Here is a 16,647-nt window from a genome sequence, read left to right as displayed (position 1 = left end):
CTTCCATACCCATAGTGCTTTTCCATGTGATGCCGCAAGCCGGTCCGACTCAAGCTGCGGGAGAAAGCGGCGAACACCAGATCAGCCAGGACCATCGCCTTGCCGGTGCAATCATCGATCCTGCGACACGAACGTTCTTACCGCAGGTAAGGTGAGAGCGTCGTTTGATTTCTCGCTGACTTTTTTAGGAGGCTGAGTGGCGTTGCAAGCGGCGCGTTGCGAGCCCGCCTCCATTTTTCAAATTCGCTCGCTCTTGATAGGTATCATAACCAACGACCCAGTTATCACAAATTCCCTGTATAGCAAATTCGTTAGGTAAGCCAATAACTTGGCCTGACCGGAATGACTGATTGGGGGCCGAAAACGGTCTGGCAGGCCATACCGCCGCCACGGCAAATGCAGCCGCGATGTCCGCAATTTGACGAGGTGAACATACCGTACACATAGCCGAGGTTAGGTCTTTACCCGCTCGCGGAGATAGGTGGTGAACCGGTCGGTTACCGTCGCTCTCGGTCTCCTCGGACCATACGCGGGAGCCTCCAGTCCACGTTCGATATATATTTACGGGCCGTTTTGCGATCCATACCCGTCTGCCTGGCGATCACCGACACCGGCAGACCTTGTCGATGTAGATCCAGGATCATCGTTCTCTCCTCAGCTTGATCACCCGAATCCCCTTTCCGACCATCGGAAAGAGTCTTGGCGATGACGTGCCGCCGGCCTTCAGGGCGCGCCTCGGAAGACCGGCGGCACCTCAAACTCGGGAGGATTCAGACAGCCCTATTGAGGAATATTCCCGCGGTACTGACGGCAACAGTCGCGGTGTTCGTAGGGACAGATTGCGCTCCCTAAATGTTAAGGATTTTCAGCTATTTCCTGCGTTAGCTTGTGTGGACGCGGGCCGGGGCATGAACCCCCTACAAGGTGAGGCTTGGTGCCGCGGCTCTCGGGTGAAGGGCGCGCATGTTCAGGCTTGAGCTAAAGGCGTCTGCGCTAGACAAACCTTGGGTTTCAATCTCCCGGTTAATGCACTCTTAGGGCTGGTTCTCTATCGGCGCGCAGGGGAGGAACGGTGTGCGCGGAGCGCTGACAGCATTGCGGAAAGACCATCGAAGCCAACAGAGTGACCATCTCGAGGTTCCTTTGTTTTCCCCGGAACAGTGGCTCGACTCCCTGACGCCAGTCGCTGTTTGGCGACTGCTGATCCTCAGCTTGATCTGTATCGCAAGCTTAGATTGGCTTTTCCAAGTCAGCGGCATCCACCATGTCGGTTCGCTCTATATGCTGCCAGTTTGTATTGCCTGCTGGTGCTTCGGTTTCAAAACAGGAATGGGCATCGCGATCGCGGAAATCATTTTATCGGTCGTGACCTTACTGGGACTTTCCGGTCATCTGGATACGAGCGCGATCGTCGAGTTGGTGATACAACTTATCAAGTTCGGATGTGCGGCTGCTGTCGTGACGCGCTTCCGGCAAAGTTTCGACCGGGAGCGTCTCCTCGCGCGGCGGGATTGGATGACAGGAATTTTGAACAGGCAGGAGTTCCAACGCCAGGCTGAAGCAATGCTGGCATCGGCAACGGCACGCAATCGGTCTTTGCTACTTGCCTATTTCGATCTCGATGGCTTCAAGGCCGTTAATGATCGGTTCGGACACCAAACAGGAGACCAGCTCCTGCAATGCCTTGCAGAACAGGGGAAGTCATTAATTGGTTTGGAGGATTGTTTCGGACGGATGGGTGGCGACGAGTTCGCGGTCTTGATCGAGCTGACGAAGACCGAGGGCGCGCTGGAAGTGACGAGCCAATTGCATGTCGGATTCACGGCCGCATTGGAGAACACTGGCCACGGGGTCACATGCAGCATGGGCGCGGTGGTTGCCTTCCCCGGTGACAGCGCTTCGCTGCATGAACTGATGCGCCATGCTGACCAGCTCATGTATGCGGTGAAACGCGATACTAAAGCTGGCTTTAGCTTGGCAGGTCATGCTCCTCCATGTGACTTTGAATCCTTGTTGCCACCAAAACTTCAGAGATGCTCGCATCATTCCTGAAGTGATCGAGGAGTTCATCTCGAACCGGCCTCTTGCCCCATAGTTCGAGCATCGCTGACGCTGCGCGGCGTCGATCTGACCGCCCCTGTCACCCTGTCACCTTCGCGACGAAGATCGGTGACGTGACCGGATCTTTAAATCCTCGCCAGTTGAACCAAATCACTCGCCCGCTGCTCTGTTCAAGCGGCATAAGCCTCTATCACGTAACGTGCAGCAATCTTTGCAACACAAGGAACTGACCGCGCCAATCTGGCCTCGATAGATCCATTTTACGCCAACGCTATCCGATACGAGAAACAAAGTTCAGCTTGAGCGGGAAAAGACAGACGCAGTTGGCAAAAATCCAGCTTTTGTTAATGGTTTGCGTCAAATCATGCGACGTTGCCGCGACTTATCTTCCAAGGATGATGTGGTGTCTGCCGAGCAACCGAAAGCCTATCCGCGCTGCACGAATGATTTGAGGCAGCTTTTCCTCACCATTCCCGAGAGAGCCCGATGACGGCGCCCGCCTCTTTCTTGTCGTTCATGAAAAAGGCCTCATGCAGAAACCTATTCCATTTCCGCGCCCGGATCGCAATCGATCAGATCCCCACGCGCCAGATACCAATCCCATGGCTCCTGAACAACGCGAACTTATGCAGTTGCTATCGTGCAAGCATAAGGCCCTGGTTAGCGCGGAAAACGATTGGGAAGCGCTTTGGGCGTCGCTGAGGCTTAAGGATAGCGACACAACACTCCATTCAGCCGACTTGGATATTGGAGGGTAATCGTGTCGCTTTTTGCTCGTGTTCTAGTTCTCATCCTATTTCTTCTGCCCACGACCGCAATGGCCGAGAGTGATGATTGGCAGGTTGCAAAGGCCACCAGTCAGGTAAAATATACGACAGACCTCTCAAACTGGATGGATCTACACACCGGCGATGTCGTCCCAAACCGGGCCTGGATATCGACTGGCCCTCGGGGGCGCGCTCAACTTACGCGCGGTGTAGAAAGCATTGGGTTCCAGCCAAACACGATGGCTTCGATTACAACGAACTCCGGTCTCTTCTCAGCGCGTAAGACCGAGGTCCGTCAACAGATTGGTACACTTGATCTTGAGATAGAAAAGCGTAACCAGCCACATACGACCGTTCAGACGCCGTATCTCGCCGCTGTTGTCAAAGGTACCATCTTTCACGTCAGCGTTGGAAAAACGGCCGCGTCCGTTTCGGTTGATCGAGGATTGGTTCAAGTGACCTCCTTCGCTAGCGGTCAACAAGCAAATGTGGGGCCGCATCAAACCGCCTCAGTCGATCACAATGCCGGGATGACGGTCTCCGGGCAAGTGTCAATGCCGTCGATAAACTCTGTCGCCCCCTCGGTGGCAACAGTGCCGGCATTGGGTGCCACCACGCTATCCGGACAGGCCACCGCGAGCAACAGCACCAGCAAGTCGTCGCAAGCTAGCACTGCCGGTGACAGTGGCGATAAGGGCAATACCAACGGCGAAAACAACAGTGGCTCGGGAAACAGCAGCGGAAAAAGCTCCAGTGAAGCGAGCCACGGCAATGGCGGAAACAGCAGCGGCAATGGCAATAGCAACGCTGGAAACAGCGGCGGCGACGGGAATGGAAATGGCAACGCCGGAAACGGCGGCGACAATGGAAAAGGAAACGCTGGAAACAACAACAGCAATGGAAACGGCAACTCCGGAAACAGTGGCGGCAATGGAAAAGGGAACGGGAACGGGAACGGGAACGGGAACGGGAACGGGAACGGGAACGTCAAGAGTGGCAGAAAGTGAAGGACGTCAACCACTCTTTGTCACGTCTTTCCAGGGGTAATCCTGGAACCATCCTGCTGAGAGCTTTGCTGGTCCTTGCGGTCCTCGCATTTCCAGTCATCAGCCCCCAACTTGATCCCGTCATCCAACTGAACGATGAGTTAGTTGCCAAACGGTTCGAATGGGCACCCCGCAACGCTTCGGGGCATGTCGCATTCATCGCCATCGACAAACACACTCTTGACGAAGTTGGTGTCTGGCCATGGCCGAGGAGCGTCTACGGAAAAGTCCTGGACAAATTATACGGCGCCGATGTCGGCGACATCTTTATCGACATCGATTTTTCAACGCCTTCAAGTGCATCAGAAGACGCGCTTCTCGCTTCAGCACTAGCAAAGGTCGGGGGCGGCGTTCTGCTGCCGATTTTCCGACAACAGAAAACGGCTTCATCTTTGCAGACAGAAATTTCACGGCCGATTCCACAATTGCTTGCCAATGCGTGGCCTGTTTTCGCCAATGTCGCAATGGATGCTGACGGCTTGGTTCGACGGTTCGATTTCGGCAGTGATTTCGATGGAAGGCCAACCCCTTCTGCAGCGTCGGCCTTATCCGGCGGATCCAGGATATCTGGCAGCCAGTTGATCGATTTCTCAATCTTACCGAACAGCATACCTACATATTCATTGGCGGACATCCTTGAGGGGAAAGTCGGCTCGAAACAACTTGCTGGCCGTTCCGTCGTCGTCGGAGCATCTGCGGCTGAACTAAAGGACACTTTCAGCGTGCCAGTCTACGGTGGATTGGCCGGCCCGCTCATTCATGTTCTCGCCGCCGAGACACAACTGCAAAACCGCAACCTCCGGCAAATCGATCAAACCCCGCTCAATCTCTTATTTGGCGGCGCTTTGATTTTCGGAGTATTTTATTTTCGCTCCTTGAGCATGGGCAAGACGACGCTTGTTGCCGCCGCACTCGGATGCGGCTGTGAAGCTGTGGCGTTTTTCCTACAGAGGGACCTGGCGATCGTTGGTGGAACTATCATTCCCTGGGCGCTTCTTGGACTTGCTTGGGTTCTTGCTTTGAACGAGCGGATAGACCTTGGAGAAATGATTGCCGCAATCGCCAAGGTCGATGCTCGAAATTCCCGCCGGTTGATGAGGACCATCATAGCCGACAGCTCTGATGGCATCATCGCATTCGATGCTGACCTGAGAATTTCAGAAATCAGCGATTCGGCAAAATCGATCCTGGAGATCAGCACGGGCGATAGTCTTTTGACGATCAGGGAAGGCTTAGTCACTCAGGCGATCACGGAGATTGTTGGTCACTATGATCCGCAGCGGATCGGGATAAAATCCAAGATCGTCGAGTTCCTAAAGCCTCTCGATGAGAGGCTCGCGGCCTATGAAGCCTTGATAACCCTTTCGCCCCTTGAGGCGATAGGCCGTCCTTCTGCAAAGGCCTTCGGTGGGTGCATCATCATTCGGGATATCACTGCCAGAAAGCTCTATGAAGACAAGTTAAAGTGGATGTCTGAGCAGGACGAACTGACAGGCCTGCTGAACCGGCGAGAGTTTCTTGTGCGGATTGAAGGACGAAGTGGCATCATCGCTCTACTCGATATAGAACGCTTCACAAGCATATGCACCACGCTCGGGAGAGAGATTGGCGACGCGCTTCTCAAAGCTGTCGCCTCTCGGTTGGCAAGTGCCTTGCCCGATGCACCTCTTGCCCGCATCGACGGTGATATGTTTGCTATACTTTTCGCAGAAGAAGAGGGCGAAACAAAAAATCATGCTGAACGGCTCCTGCATCTCTTTGAGGAACCTGTTGCTTTTAATGGAACGTTGACGGCAGTCGGAATTCGCCTCGGTATTGCGCGATGTGGACCGGCGAGTGCTGAAAATTCTTTACGCGCGGCTGAATCCGCGCTGGACATTGCAAAGAAATCATCAGAGCAGTGGAAAGCGTTCGATCCGGAAATGGCTCTTCAGCAAGCTCGCACCAGGCGTTTGGAAGTGGACATACGTGCCGCGCTCCGCAATCATCAGTTTTTCCTCATGTTTCAACCACAGATAGATTTGGCAACCCAATGCTTTGTGGGAGCAGAAGCGCTTTTGCGATGGGAGCATCCCGAACTTGGCCTGATATCCCCCGCAGAATTTGTGCCAATCGCGGAATCGTCCGGGCAGATCTGCGAAATCGGGCGATGGGTGCTTATGCAATCCTGCGCAGAAGCAGCGCGGTGGTCACACGGCGTCATCTCCGTCAACGTATCTGCAATTCAGTTCGAGCGTACCGACCTCGAAGCGGACGTCCTTCACGCGCTGCATCAGAGCGGTTTAGCAGCTTCCAGACTATGCCTTGAGCTCACGGAATCGGCCTTTATCAATGATGGCGGAGGCTCTATCGCTAAGATGGTGGACCTTCGTGCGTCGGGTATCACCTTGGCTCTGGATGACTTTGGAACTGGCTATTCTTCTATGAGCTATCTTGCCGATCTCCCACTCGACAAGCTGAAAATCGACCAATCCTTTGTTCGAAGAATGATTGATGACCCGAGTGTCCACGAGATCGTGAAGGCCATCGTGTCGATAGGACACGGCCTCGGAATGGAAATCGTTGCAGAGGGCATAGAGGGCCAGGCTGAGAAGGAGGCTCTTTGCCGACTTCGATGCGAAACGGGTCAAGGATATCTTTTTAGTATGCCACAACGCTCCGATGACATGCTGCGGCAATATAAGCTCGTAGCGCCCGCCGTCATCGGTTAGTTGAAGACCCTGCAACGGGGAGCTCATTTGGGTCCGCGCAAATAATGCGCAGTTCTTGGAACAGACTTGGGAGTGGGAAAAGCCGCCCGGCCGGAATCGCCGCTGGCTCACGGCAAGCGCCTTAGCGAGGGCCGAGTTGGCGGCCGCAAATTATAAAGTCAAGATAAAGATAACCGCCAGCAATTGGTGAGCGATTGCACGACGACCTAGGAAACGGGAATCGATGCTAAGCGTCGTCTCCAACGACGATATTGCGTCCGTTCCCTTTAGCTCTGTAGAGAGCGCTATCTGCCCTGCCGAGGAGCAAGTCCCGACTTGAATTTCTTGTTTCCATAGAGGCCACACCGATACTGACGGTCACAAACCGGTTCGGACTACCTTTATGTTCGATCGCAAGTTGCAGCACGCTCTCTCGGATGAGTTCTGCGATGACCATTGCCTCTGCTAGGCCGGCACCCGGCAGGAGCACAGCAAATTCTTCGCCGCCATAGCGCGCAACGATATCACCCGGCCGCACGCGGCCTCCAATAGACTCTCCTATCTTTTTCAGACATCCATCGCCGGAGGGATGACCGTAGCCATCGTTGAACGACTTGAACCAGTCCACATCGATCATCAGAAGGGCGAGGTCTTTCTCGCCTTGTGAAGCGAGATCGAATTCTCGTGAGAACGCTGCATCAAACAAGCGGCGGTTCGAAAGACCCGTAAGCCCATCTTGATCAGCGAGTGCCTGTAGCCGGCGATTTGCTTCTTGAAGCTGCTCCTCGATCGCTTTGCGCGCCGAAACATCCCTTAGGGTTCCGATAATACCTGATGGAAGGTTCGATTGCCGATCTCTCAGCGTCTTCAGCTGCGCTTCGACCCAGATCCAGCGCCCATCACGATGACGCAGGCGGCAGAGAAGCAAATGGCGATCGAGGTGGCCGTCGAGAAGCGCCTGAAATGCCGATCCCGCACGTTCGGCATCTTCGGGATGTGTAATCGCCATTGGGTACGCACCGATCAGCTCCTCAGCTTCGCGACCGAGGATATCGTCGCATGCCGGAGAAACATAGCGGTGAACAAGATCATGATCGAGTTGGAAAACCATATCGGTCCCATGGTCCGCCAGCAGCCGGTAACGAGCCTCGCTTTCCTTAAGCCGCTGCTCGCCGATTACTCGGTCATGAATATCTCTGCCTACCGAATGAATAGCGATTACTTGCCCATCCAAGTCTCTCAGGGCCTTGTTGGTCCATGCCATCCATCTGATCCGGCCATCGGGCAACACCACTTGATTTTGATTCTCAATGCTGTGATCGACGCTGCAAACCGCACTCAAATGGTGCTCGACCGCGAGACGGTTGGTCTCTGGAATGAAGTCGAACAGGCTCCTTCCAATCATTTCGTCGGGTTCGCGACCATAGTGACGTGCGTAGGCATGATTGACAAATCGAAGCTCACCCTCAGAGCTTGCCAGCGATACCAATTCCGTTTGGCTTTCCACGAGATCCCTATATCGCGCTTCGCTTAAGGCCAATTGCCGCTTTGCGGCTTTAAGCGCAGTCACATCCGTTATGACCGCCAACGACACTCCCTGGGCATCACCTGGAAGTCTATCCAGAACCGCCGACAACAAGACATCGATAATACGGCCGTCCTTGCAAACCATTTGATATTCGATGTTGTCGCTATGGCCGGTCAGAAAGAAGGCCGGAAGGACTTCCCGCAATGCGTACGCCCGCGACTCGGCTGTTAAAAACTCAGACGAACGTCTGCCGATAACTTCTTCCCGAGTGTAGCCGAGTTTATCTAGCCACGCGTCGCTTACCGAGATCAATAGGCCGTCCTTGTTGATCGAATGGAGCATCGCCGGAGTGACTTTGGTTCGGTGCTCGAGCTCGGTCCTGATTTCTTCATTGCGCCAAGCTTCGATATCAAGGGGGGAATTCCGCGACACTTACACTCCGATTTGGCTTCGGTCCGAACTTGTTTTGCAGACCACTATAAGAACGCCTCTACTCTTACCCCCGGCGCCTTATGATAGGATTAAGGACAGGATTGTCGGCCTAAATTCGATCGCTTAGGCGGCCTGATATTTCAACGGTACAGATCGAACTGTTGAGTTTCGCGAGATTTTGACCCCCACTGGGTGAAATCATCACGGAAATCAACACTCAATTCCCGGCGCAGCTCCAGTCCTTGCACTCCCCAGCCATGGCATTCCTGCCTTGATTCTTCGACCAATTCCACGGCAAGCCGGCCACATCAGGTGTTCAGGCATAGACCGGCCTGCGGATACACCCCGCGACAAAGCGTAAGCGAGGCTGAACGTCTCCGAGAGACTGTTCTCGTAGCAATTGAACAAGAGCCCGACCAAAATTCTGCTCGGCCCGACTCTCGGTGGCAACATCTTTTGAGAGCGCCTGTGTGAAGAGAGCAGCTTCAACTGCGAAGTCGACGGATTCCGGTGAACAATTCGGCTGTGCTCTTTGGTTTTGCAACCTCGCCGTTCAGCCGCCAGCCGCACGCATCAAACCGTCAATCGTCAATCGTCAATTAGACAGGCCCCGATCAACCTGCGCCGCCGCCGTCCGCGAGAGGAACGAATAGACCGAGCTTCACGTCACGTAATACCACATTCGTATGCATGCGCCGGATCTGAGGATTCTCCGCCATGATCACGGCGGCAATGTCGTCATAGTGCTCGACATCCCTCGCGGTGACGATGGCAATGAGGTCGACGGCACCTGTGACATAATAGACCTGCTGGATATGATCCTGCTTCTCTGCCCAAAGGCGAAATTTGGCAAGGGCATCGTAGTTGTCTCGCTCGATCTCCATGCCGACGATGAACACCATGGGGGTGCCAGTTGCCTTGCGGTCCACGACCGCGATTTCCGCCTTGATGATACCGTCCTCGCGCAGCCGTTTCAGGCGCCGCTGCACAGCTGATGTCGAGAGGCCAACCTCCTCGGCGATCGCTTCGGCCGTCAGCTGACAATTGCGCTGAACGATATCGAGAATATCGCGATCAAAGCGATCCAGATTTTCCATTCCCATTCCCCTGACTGGACGCTGGCAAAGTGCGACGACATCTCCATTCTATCACAAAAGATGCGCACGGAATACGTTTTTGCATTTTTTATGCAAAATTGTCCTCAATTGCGCGCAAATTCCGCTCACCTTCGCGATATTCTCCGCAAATTGTTTTCTATTGGAATTGGGTATGACAGAGCTGTCCTCCCAGGCGCTTTGTGTAGAAGATCTTCACAAAAGTTTTGGGTCACATCAGGTCCTTAAGGGCGTTTCAACCACGGCCAATCGAGGGGACGTGATTTCCATCATCGGCTCCTCCGGGTCCGGAAAGAGCACGTTTCTGCGTTGCATAAACCTGCTTGAGATGCCTGATCGCGGGCGCATCGTCGTCAACGGTGAGGAAGTCGACCTAAGGCGGGGACGCCAGGGACAGATGCAGCCGAAAAGCTGGCGGCAGATTGAGCGGATCCGCAGCGGACTGGGCATGGTGTTCCAGAGCTTCAATCTCTGGGCCCACATGACCGTTCTCGAAAATATCATCGAGGCGCCGGTGCATGTCCTGGGCATTCCCCGCGGCGAGGCGATCGACAAGGCGCAGGCTCTCCTTGGCAAGGTCGGGCTCTATGACAAGCGCGATGCCTATCCGGCCTTTCTCTCCGGAGGTCAGCAGCAGAGAGCAGCGATTGCCCGCGCGCTTTGCATCGATCCGGCCGTGATGCTCTTCGACGAGCCGACATCGGCGCTCGATCCGGAGCTGGTTGGCGAAGTGCTCAAGGTCATCCGGGATCTCGCAGACGAGGGCCGAACCATGCTGCTGGTCACGCATGAGATGCGCTTTGCCCGCGATGTCTCGAACCATGTTCTTTTCCTGCATCAGGGACGCATCGAGGAGGAAGGACCGCCCGCGCAGGTCTTTGACGCTCCGCTCAGCGCCCGCTGCCGTGAATTCACGGGCCTGCTGCCGGCCTGACCCTCAATCCCTTCACAGACAACCCACCAGGAGAATTTCTTATATGAGACTGATTTCCACTTTGCTTGCCGGGCTTGCCTTCACGCTCTCGTCGATGACGGCCCAGGCAGAAGTTCGTTTCGGCATCATGAACGAATCCTATCCGCCATTCTTCGCCAAGGATGCCTCGGGCAAATGGCAGGGCTGGGAAATCGATTTGATGAACGCCGTTTGCGATCAGATGAAGGAAAAGTGCTCGATCGTCGAACTGTCCTGGGACGGTCTCATCCCGGCGCTCCAGAGCAAGAAGTTCGATGTGATCTGGTCATCCATGTCGAATACCGCCGAGCGCTCAAAAGTCATCGATTTCACCGATAAATATTACAATACGCCGAGCACGCTGATCGGTCCGAAGGACCAGAAGCCAGGCGCTACCGCCGCCGACGTCAAGGGCAAGACCATCGGTATCCAGGTATCGACCATTCAGTCGGAATACTACAAGAAGTACTTTTCCAAGGTCGCGGAAGAGAAGACCTACCAGACGCTCGACGAGGCGTTTCAGGATCTCGCTGCGGGCCGCATCGACTATGTCTTTGGCGATTCCCTAGCGCTCGATGCCTTCCTGAAAAGCGATGGCGGCCAGGATTGCTGCGCCAAGATGGGCGATGTCGCCGACGACAAGGAAATCCTCGGAGCTGGCGTTTCCGGCGGCCTTCGCAAGGAAGACACCGTGCTCAAGGCAAAGCTCAATGCAGCCATCGCCGCGGTGCGCACAAGCGGCAAATACGACGAAATCAGCAAAAAATACTTCGATTTCGACATCTACGGCGCCAAGTAAGAAATCGCGACGATGGCGACTGCTCAACAAGGCATCCTGGACCTGCTCTCCCCCTATCCGCCCGGATGGGGTGGAGTACTCTTGACCGGAGCTGTCTCTACGGTCGCCATCTCCGCGGGCGCTTTTCTGATAGGCCTTCTGCTTGGTACTGGGGGGGCGCTGGGCAAGCTTTCCGGCATCAGGCCATTGCGCTTTCTGCTCGAACTCTACACCACCGTCATCCGCGCCGTGCCTGAGTTGATCCTGATCGTTGGGCTCTATTATGCGGGGATGGACGGTCTCAATCGGCTTCTCGCCGCGCTCAACCTGCCCGCCTTCGAATTGAACGGCTTTGCTGTCGCGGTCGCCGTGCTCGGTTTCGTGCAGGGCGCCTATATGACAGAAGTGCTGCGCGGTGCGATCCTTGCCATTCCCGTCGGCCAGATCGAGGCGGCAAAGGCTTTCGGCATGGGGCGGCGCCTGCGCTTCCGCCGCATCATACTGCCCGCCTTGCTGCCGAATGCCCTTCCCGGTCTTGCCAATCTATGGATGTCGATCACCAAGGACAGCGCTCTCGTCGCAGTCGTCGGCTATCAGGAACTGGCTCTCGCCACGCGTCTCGCCGGCGCAAGCACCAAGCACTACTTCATCTTTTTCCTGGCATCAGCCCTCGTCTATCTCGCTCTCACACTCGTCTCGAATGCCCTATTCAATCTGGTTGAGCGGCGAGTTCGGCGCGGCCAACCGAAGCCAGCGTGAGGAGTGTTGGCATGACCTTCTCATGGATATCATCCTATTGGCCGCTTCTGTTGACGGGAGCCGTACAGACGCTGTCGCTGCTTGTGATTTCCGTCGTCTTCGGCTTCCTCATCGCCATCGGCCTTGCCTTTTCCCAGATCAGCGGTGGCCCGCTCCTGCGCACCCTTGCTCGCGGCTACTGCACCTTCTTCCGGGGTACGCCGCTGCTGATACAGCTCTGGCTGCTCTATTATGGTGTCGGCTCGCTTCTGCCGATGATTCCGGGAATTCGCCAGAGCCTGTTCTGGCCGATCCTGCGCGAAGGCTTCTTCTTTGCGGCCGTCAGCTTCACGCTGAATTATGCGGCCTACGAGGCAGAGGTTTTGCGCGGCGCATTGCTCGCCGTCCCGAAAGGCGAGCTGGAAGCCGGACGTGCATTCGGCATGCGCCCCCTAACGCTGACGCGGCGCATCTGGCTGCCGCGCGCCATTCGCATCGCATTGCCGACGATCGGCGGTGAAATCGTCATGCAGCTGAAGGTGACACCACTCGCCTTCACCGTCACCGTGATGGATCTCTACGCCGTTGCCACCAAAGTTCGTCAAGACACCTTGCTCGTCTATGAGCCGCTGGTCGTCGTTACCGTCTTCTATCTCATTCTCACCGCCATCATCGCACGAGCCTTCCGCTTCCTGGAGGCGCAGGTGCCGGTGCGGCGCTAGCCACGATAACAGCGAGAGCAAACCTCGCCGCAGATCCGAGCCATTCTGGAGATCCTACTCATGAGCAAACTCTTAATCCTCGACGGCGGCATGAGCCGCGAACTCCTGCGTCTCGGCGCGGAGCTGAAGCAGCCAGAATGGTCGGCCTTAGCGCTGATCAATTCGTCCGATATCGTCCGGCAGGTCCATGACGAATTCATCGCCGCCGGCTCGGACGTCATCACCACGAATAGCTATGCGCTCGTGCCATTCCACATCGGCGAGGAGCGGTTCTGGGAGGAAGGGGCCGCGCTTATCGCACGCTCGGGGCAATTGGCGCGCGATGCCGCCGATGCGTGTAAGGATCGGAAAATTCTGGTCGCCGGTTCGCTGCCCCCCATCTTCGGTTCCTACGAACCGCAGAATTTCGATCCGTCGCGGGTACAGGACTATCTCAAGGTTCTGGTGGAAAATCTCAATCCCTATGTCGACATCTGGCTTGGCGAAACGCTCAGCCTGATCGCCGAAGGACAAGCCGTTCGCACCGCAGTTGCCAAAACCGGCAAGCCATTCTGGACCTCGTTCACACTGGCGGATGACTCTGCTCAGAGAGACGGCGCCTCCCCCAAGCTCCGCTCCGGCGAGGCGGTCGAAGACGCAGCACGATGGGCCGCGTCGTCCGGCGCGAACGCGCTTTTGTTCAATTGCAGCAAACCGGAAGTCATGCGAGCGGCCGTCGACACAGCAGCGGAGGTTTTCAAGCAGGGCGGCCACAATCTACAGATCGGCGTCTATGCGAATGCTTTCGAGGGAGAACAAAACGAATCCGCCGCCAACGAAGGCCTTCATGCCACCCGAGAGGATCTGAACGATGATGTCTACTCGCGCTTCGCCTGTTCATGGGTCGATGCCGGCGCGACGATGGTGGGTGGCTGCTGCGGAATTGGATCAGGGCACATTCATCAGCTAAAATTATCCCTCATGCCGCCCGCCGAAGCACAAAGCGCTTCAAATCCTCGCTCTTGAATGGATACGAACCGTCGACATCTTGGATGCCTATCGTACTTGTCTGATTTCATTCAACAAACCCGTTAAGGATGCTTTCGAGCCAGTTGCCGGCTAAGTCAGCATCAGGGGTGAGATCGGGGCGTGCCTTGCGCCCGGATCATTGAGCAGCGCTCGAATGCGCTTGTTCAAGCGAGCAATTTCCTTCGCGATCGCAGGATCAAGCTCGCGTGGATAAACATAGGCGGCGAAGCGCTCCGGCTGATTTTGTAGCTGGCCGCCGGCGGCCATTTTGAGAACCGAGAAATGTGCCGCTGCGCTTGCCAGGATCGGCGCGATCTGGCTATCGACCAATCCCGACTTTGAGCGGATCAGTTGACGCAAATCCTTGCCGTTCTGGATGATCTTCTCAAGTAGCGCCTTGTCGCTCTGGTCTAATCCGTTACGCCATTTTTCGTCGAGAAGCGCAATCAGCGTTCGAAACTCATCGCTCCCCTGCTTGTAGCGCTGCCGAAATTCGCGCGAGATCAGGTCGTTTTCCTTGGAGATCTGGTCGAACGGGCCATAAAACTCGGTAAGCCGCATCTGAAGCTCCTTCACCTCCGCCTCGTTTGACTTCTGGTAAGGCGTCGCCGTCGTGTTCCGAAGCGCCATGGCAACACCGATAAGCTCATCATCGAGCCTGTAACCAAGCCGTCCAATATCGTGGAGCTTATTGCCAACTGGAAGAAGGAAACTCCACTCGGGCCTGAAGACCAGTTCCCCGATATTGAAGATATGCCCGCCAAACCGGAGAACATTTTTTGAACGGGTACTTGCTTGATACGAACATCATTAGCGACATCATACGCAATCCTTTCGGACCGGCGGCACGCCGCATCGAAGATGTAGATCCCAAATAGATTTGCACCAGCATCATCGTCGCATCGGAGTTGCGATACGGCTGTGCAAAAAAAGGATCAGCCAAGCTACAGGCCAAGGTCGAAAGCATACTCGAACACTCCCCGTCCTGCCGCTGGATATCCGCGCCGATATCAAATACGGCGACATTCGTGCGGAGTTGGAAGCTGCAGGGTAGACGATCGGCCTCAACGATCTTCTCATCGCCGCGCATGCCTGTGCGCTAGACCTGACACTGGTGACAGACAATATGCGCGAATTCCTGCTCATTCGTGACCTCAACCTCGAAAACTGGCTTGAGAGATAGCGGGTGGCATCGTGGGTGCCAGTGCCATATTCCAAAACGTTCGCATCCGTTTGCCCCGACCAATGCGGGAAGCTTATAGGGCATGCCTGATGAGCTCTGAGGGCAATGTGTCGCCGTTCTTCAATTTCAACGACACGTTCTCCGGATATGTCGATGCAATCGACATATCGTGTCTGCGCGATCTTCAAACAAGGCCGGCATGAAACAGGCGAAGGGCCAACTTATCGGCTATGCGCGCGTTTCTACGGATGAACAGGCGACGGAAGCCCAGGAGATTGAGCTCCGCGCGACCGGTTGGGCCATCATCGTTCAGAAACACGGGTCTGGCGCGTCGCGTGCCCGTCCAGCCCTCTCAAAGCTGCTTCGGGAGATCAATGCCGGCGACACGCTCGTGGTCGTGGTGATAGAGGATCTGACTGCGAAGAACGCACATTTTCGCTCGCTGCGAGATCCAATCGACACGTCGACGCCGCAGGGAATGTTTTCTCTCCAGGTGCTCGGCGCCGTGGCGCAGCTTGAACGCGCACTGATCTCCGAGCGAACGAAAGCGGGCATCAAGGCGGCAAAAGCAAAGGGCCGGCTGCCCGGCAACTCCGGTATCCGGGAAAAACGCCCCGAGGCGCTGGCTAAGATGACGGCGGTGCAGAAGGCGGCTTACGGCAATCGTATCCAGGATTCCGTTCACCAATGGCTTCCCACGGTGCGACGCATGCGGCCGGATCATACCTGGGACGACATCGCTCGTCTGCGCCGCGCCGTGAAGTGGATGGTCGCGAAGCCTATGGCTGACGCCGATTTGCTTCGTCAGTCCCCTTCCCTCCCGCCTGAGGATCGGTTGATGACGTTGGTTGCAGGCATCTACTCCTCGAACCCGGACTTGACGCTGCGTGAAATCGCGATCCAGCTTGAAAGGCTGCATGAGCGCACCCCTTGCGGCGGATCGAAATGGTCGCCCTCCTCCGTCAAAAACCTGATCGATCGCGCACGCCGGTCTGGCTTGCTTACCCCCGACACTGCGGCTTCTGACCAGACCTAGAGCGTTTCAGGTTTTGACGGAAGCGTATCCGGCGTTGGCGAAGTAGTTGCTGCATTCGCTGGGCTCGATGGTTGTGACGAGGTTTCCGATGTGGCGCCAGGTGTCATCGATGGTTCGCTTCTGAGCCAGACGCATCCAGTGCTTGATTTTGGCGAAGGCCTGTTCGATCGGATTGAGGTCAGGTGAATAGGGCGGCAGGTACCAGAGCCGCGCACCGGCATCGCGGATCATCTGACGGATGGCGCTCGACTTGTGGGAACCGAGGTTATCCATCACGACGATGTCGCCGGGTTCGAGGACCGGTAGGAGCTGCTGTTCGACATAGGCTCGGAAGCACTGGCCATTGATCGGCCCATCGAAGACGCAGGGTGCGGCAAGCCGATCGCAGCGCAATGCGCCGAGGAAAGTCAGGGTGCGCCAATGGCCGTGCGGGGCGAAGCTGCGCAAGCGTTTGCCCTTCGGTCCCCAGCCTCGGAGCGGTGCCATGTTGGTCTTGATCCAGGTTTCATCGATGAAGACCAGCCGCCCCGATCGCGAGCGACGATCGATATCGACTGGTGCCCGGCAAGCCATGCCCGAGAGGTATCCAAC

At 56.0% G+C, this 16,647-nt stretch carries 13 protein-coding genes and 2 pseudogenes; 10 read left to right on the top strand and 5 right to left on the bottom strand.

All coding sequences use genetic code 11. The features are described from left to right. Window positions 1-462 precede the first annotated feature (462 nt). Window positions 463-644: pseudogene (locus RHSP_RS35415) on the bottom strand (helix-turn-helix domain-containing protein); the annotation flags it as partial. 430 nt (window positions 645-1,074) lie between these two features. Here RHSP_RS35415 and RHSP_RS33035 point away from each other — a divergent pair. The 3 genes from RHSP_RS33035 to RHSP_RS00555 all read left to right on the top strand — a co-directional run bounded on the left by RHSP_RS33035 (window position 1,075) and on the right by RHSP_RS00555 (window position 6,585). Next, window positions 1,075-2,052, top strand: a complete 978-nt coding sequence (locus tag RHSP_RS33035; protein ID WP_004107211.1) for a GGDEF domain-containing protein — start codon at window positions 1,075-1,077, stop codon at window positions 2,050-2,052. A gap of 769 nt (window positions 2,053-2,821) precedes the next feature. After that, a complete protein-coding gene (locus RHSP_RS00560; protein WP_004107209.1) occupies window positions 2,822-3,835 on the top strand; it encodes a FecR domain-containing protein in 1,014 nt (337 codons plus the stop codon). Further along, on the top strand, window positions 3,832-6,585 hold the full coding sequence (locus RHSP_RS00555) for an EAL domain-containing protein (protein WP_004107207.1): 2,754 nt from the start codon (window positions 3,832-3,834) through the stop codon (window positions 6,583-6,585). The genes RHSP_RS00560 and RHSP_RS00555 overlap by 4 nt, the downstream gene beginning before the upstream one ends. A 226-nt stretch (window positions 6,586-6,811) precedes the next feature. On the opposite strand, the gene RHSP_RS00550 is transcribed toward RHSP_RS00555, so the two are convergent. Both RHSP_RS00550 and RHSP_RS00545 read right to left on the bottom strand, forming a co-directional pair. Beyond that, window positions 6,812-8,524: a sensor domain-containing diguanylate cyclase gene (locus tag RHSP_RS00550; RefSeq protein WP_004107205.1), complete on the bottom strand. Its 1,713-nt coding sequence runs from the start codon at window positions 8,522-8,524 to the stop codon at window positions 6,812-6,814. 614 nt (window positions 8,525-9,138) lie between these two features. Next, window positions 9,139-9,621, bottom strand: coding sequence for an Lrp/AsnC family transcriptional regulator (locus RHSP_RS00545; protein ID WP_004107204.1), 483 nt, complete (start codon window positions 9,619-9,621; stop codon window positions 9,139-9,141). A 172-nt stretch (window positions 9,622-9,793) separates the two neighbouring features. Between RHSP_RS00545 and RHSP_RS00540 the strand changes: the two genes are divergently transcribed. Genes RHSP_RS00540 through RHSP_RS00520 form a run of 5 tightly spaced genes read left to right on the top strand, consistent with a single transcriptional unit; the run spans window position 9,794 to window position 13,834 of the window. After that, window positions 9,794-10,573, top strand: coding sequence for an ABC transporter ATP-binding protein (locus RHSP_RS00540; protein ID WP_037148701.1), 780 nt, complete (start codon window positions 9,794-9,796; stop codon window positions 10,571-10,573). 43 nt (window positions 10,574-10,616) lie between these two features. Further along, window positions 10,617-11,390 (top strand): transporter substrate-binding domain-containing protein, encoded by a 774-nt coding sequence (locus tag RHSP_RS00535; protein WP_037148699.1) that lies wholly within the window; start codon window positions 10,617-10,619, stop codon window positions 11,388-11,390. A 12-nt stretch (window positions 11,391-11,402) separates the two neighbouring features. Continuing rightward, complete coding sequence (locus tag RHSP_RS00530) at window positions 11,403-12,128, top strand: ABC transporter permease (protein ID WP_004107201.1); 726 nt, start codon at window positions 11,403-11,405, stop codon at window positions 12,126-12,128. 11 nt (window positions 12,129-12,139) lie between these two features. Next, window positions 12,140-12,829 carry an ABC transporter permease gene (locus tag RHSP_RS00525; RefSeq protein ID WP_004107199.1) on the top strand — a complete coding sequence of 230 codons (690 nt, stop codon included), beginning with the start codon at window positions 12,140-12,142 and terminating at the stop codon, window positions 12,827-12,829. A gap of 60 nt (window positions 12,830-12,889) precedes the next feature. Next, complete coding sequence (locus tag RHSP_RS00520) at window positions 12,890-13,834, top strand: homocysteine S-methyltransferase family protein (RefSeq protein WP_004107197.1); 945 nt, start codon at window positions 12,890-12,892, stop codon at window positions 13,832-13,834. A gap of 93 nt (window positions 13,835-13,927) precedes the next feature. On the opposite strand, the gene RHSP_RS00515 is transcribed toward RHSP_RS00520, so the two are convergent. Continuing rightward, window positions 13,928-14,467, bottom strand: coding sequence for a hypothetical protein (locus RHSP_RS00515; RefSeq protein ID WP_037148696.1), 540 nt, complete (start codon window positions 14,465-14,467; stop codon window positions 13,928-13,930). 149 nt (window positions 14,468-14,616) lie between these two features. Between RHSP_RS00515 and RHSP_RS35410 the strand changes: the two are divergent. Both RHSP_RS35410 and RHSP_RS00510 read left to right on the top strand, forming a co-directional pair. Continuing rightward, window positions 14,617-15,020, top strand: a pseudogene (locus tag RHSP_RS35410) (PIN domain-containing protein). Window positions 15,021-15,219: 199 nt separating this feature from the next. After that, the gene (locus RHSP_RS00510) at window positions 15,220-16,056 is read left to right on the top strand and encodes a recombinase family protein (RefSeq protein ID WP_004107192.1); all 837 of its coding nucleotides are present in this window, start codon (window positions 15,220-15,222) and stop codon (window positions 16,054-16,056) included. 6 nt (window positions 16,057-16,062) lie between these two features. On the opposite strand, the gene RHSP_RS00505 is transcribed toward RHSP_RS00510, so the two are convergent. Further along, the coding region (locus RHSP_RS00505) for an IS630 family transposase (protein WP_240535331.1) at window positions 16,063-16,647 on the bottom strand (585 nt) is incomplete at its 5' end.

It is taken from the genome of Rhizobium freirei PRF 81 (assembly GCF_000359745.1).
Taxonomy (GTDB): Bacteria; Pseudomonadota; Alphaproteobacteria; order Rhizobiales; family Rhizobiaceae; genus Rhizobium; species Rhizobium freirei.
This window is presented reverse-complemented; position numbering and strand designations above follow the sequence as displayed.

Excerpts from the sequence above, each read along its gene's own strand:
- RHSP_RS00545 (WP_004107204.1), bottom strand. The coding sequence starts at position 9,621 with ATGGAAAATCTGGATCGCTTTGATCGCGATATTCTCGATATCGTTCAG.
- RHSP_RS00540 (WP_037148701.1), top strand. The coding sequence starts at position 9,794 with ATGACAGAGCTGTCCTCCCAGGCGCTTTGTGTAGAAGATCTTCACAAA.
- RHSP_RS00535 (WP_037148699.1), top strand. The coding sequence starts at position 10,617 with ATGAGACTGATTTCCACTTTGCTTGCCGGGCTTGCCTTCACGCTCTCG.
- RHSP_RS00530 (WP_004107201.1), top strand. The coding sequence starts at position 11,403 with ATGGCGACTGCTCAACAAGGCATCCTGGACCTGCTCTCCCCCTATCCG.
- RHSP_RS00525 (WP_004107199.1), top strand. The coding sequence starts at position 12,140 with ATGACCTTCTCATGGATATCATCCTATTGGCCGCTTCTGTTGACGGGA.
- RHSP_RS00520 (WP_004107197.1), top strand. The coding sequence starts at position 12,890 with ATGAGCAAACTCTTAATCCTCGACGGCGGCATGAGCCGCGAACTCCTG.
- RHSP_RS00515 (WP_037148696.1), bottom strand. The coding sequence starts at position 14,467 with ATGGCGCTTCGGAACACGACGGCGACGCCTTACCAGAAGTCAAACGAG.
- RHSP_RS00510 (WP_004107192.1), top strand. The coding sequence starts at position 15,220 with ATGAAACAGGCGAAGGGCCAACTTATCGGCTATGCGCGCGTTTCTACG.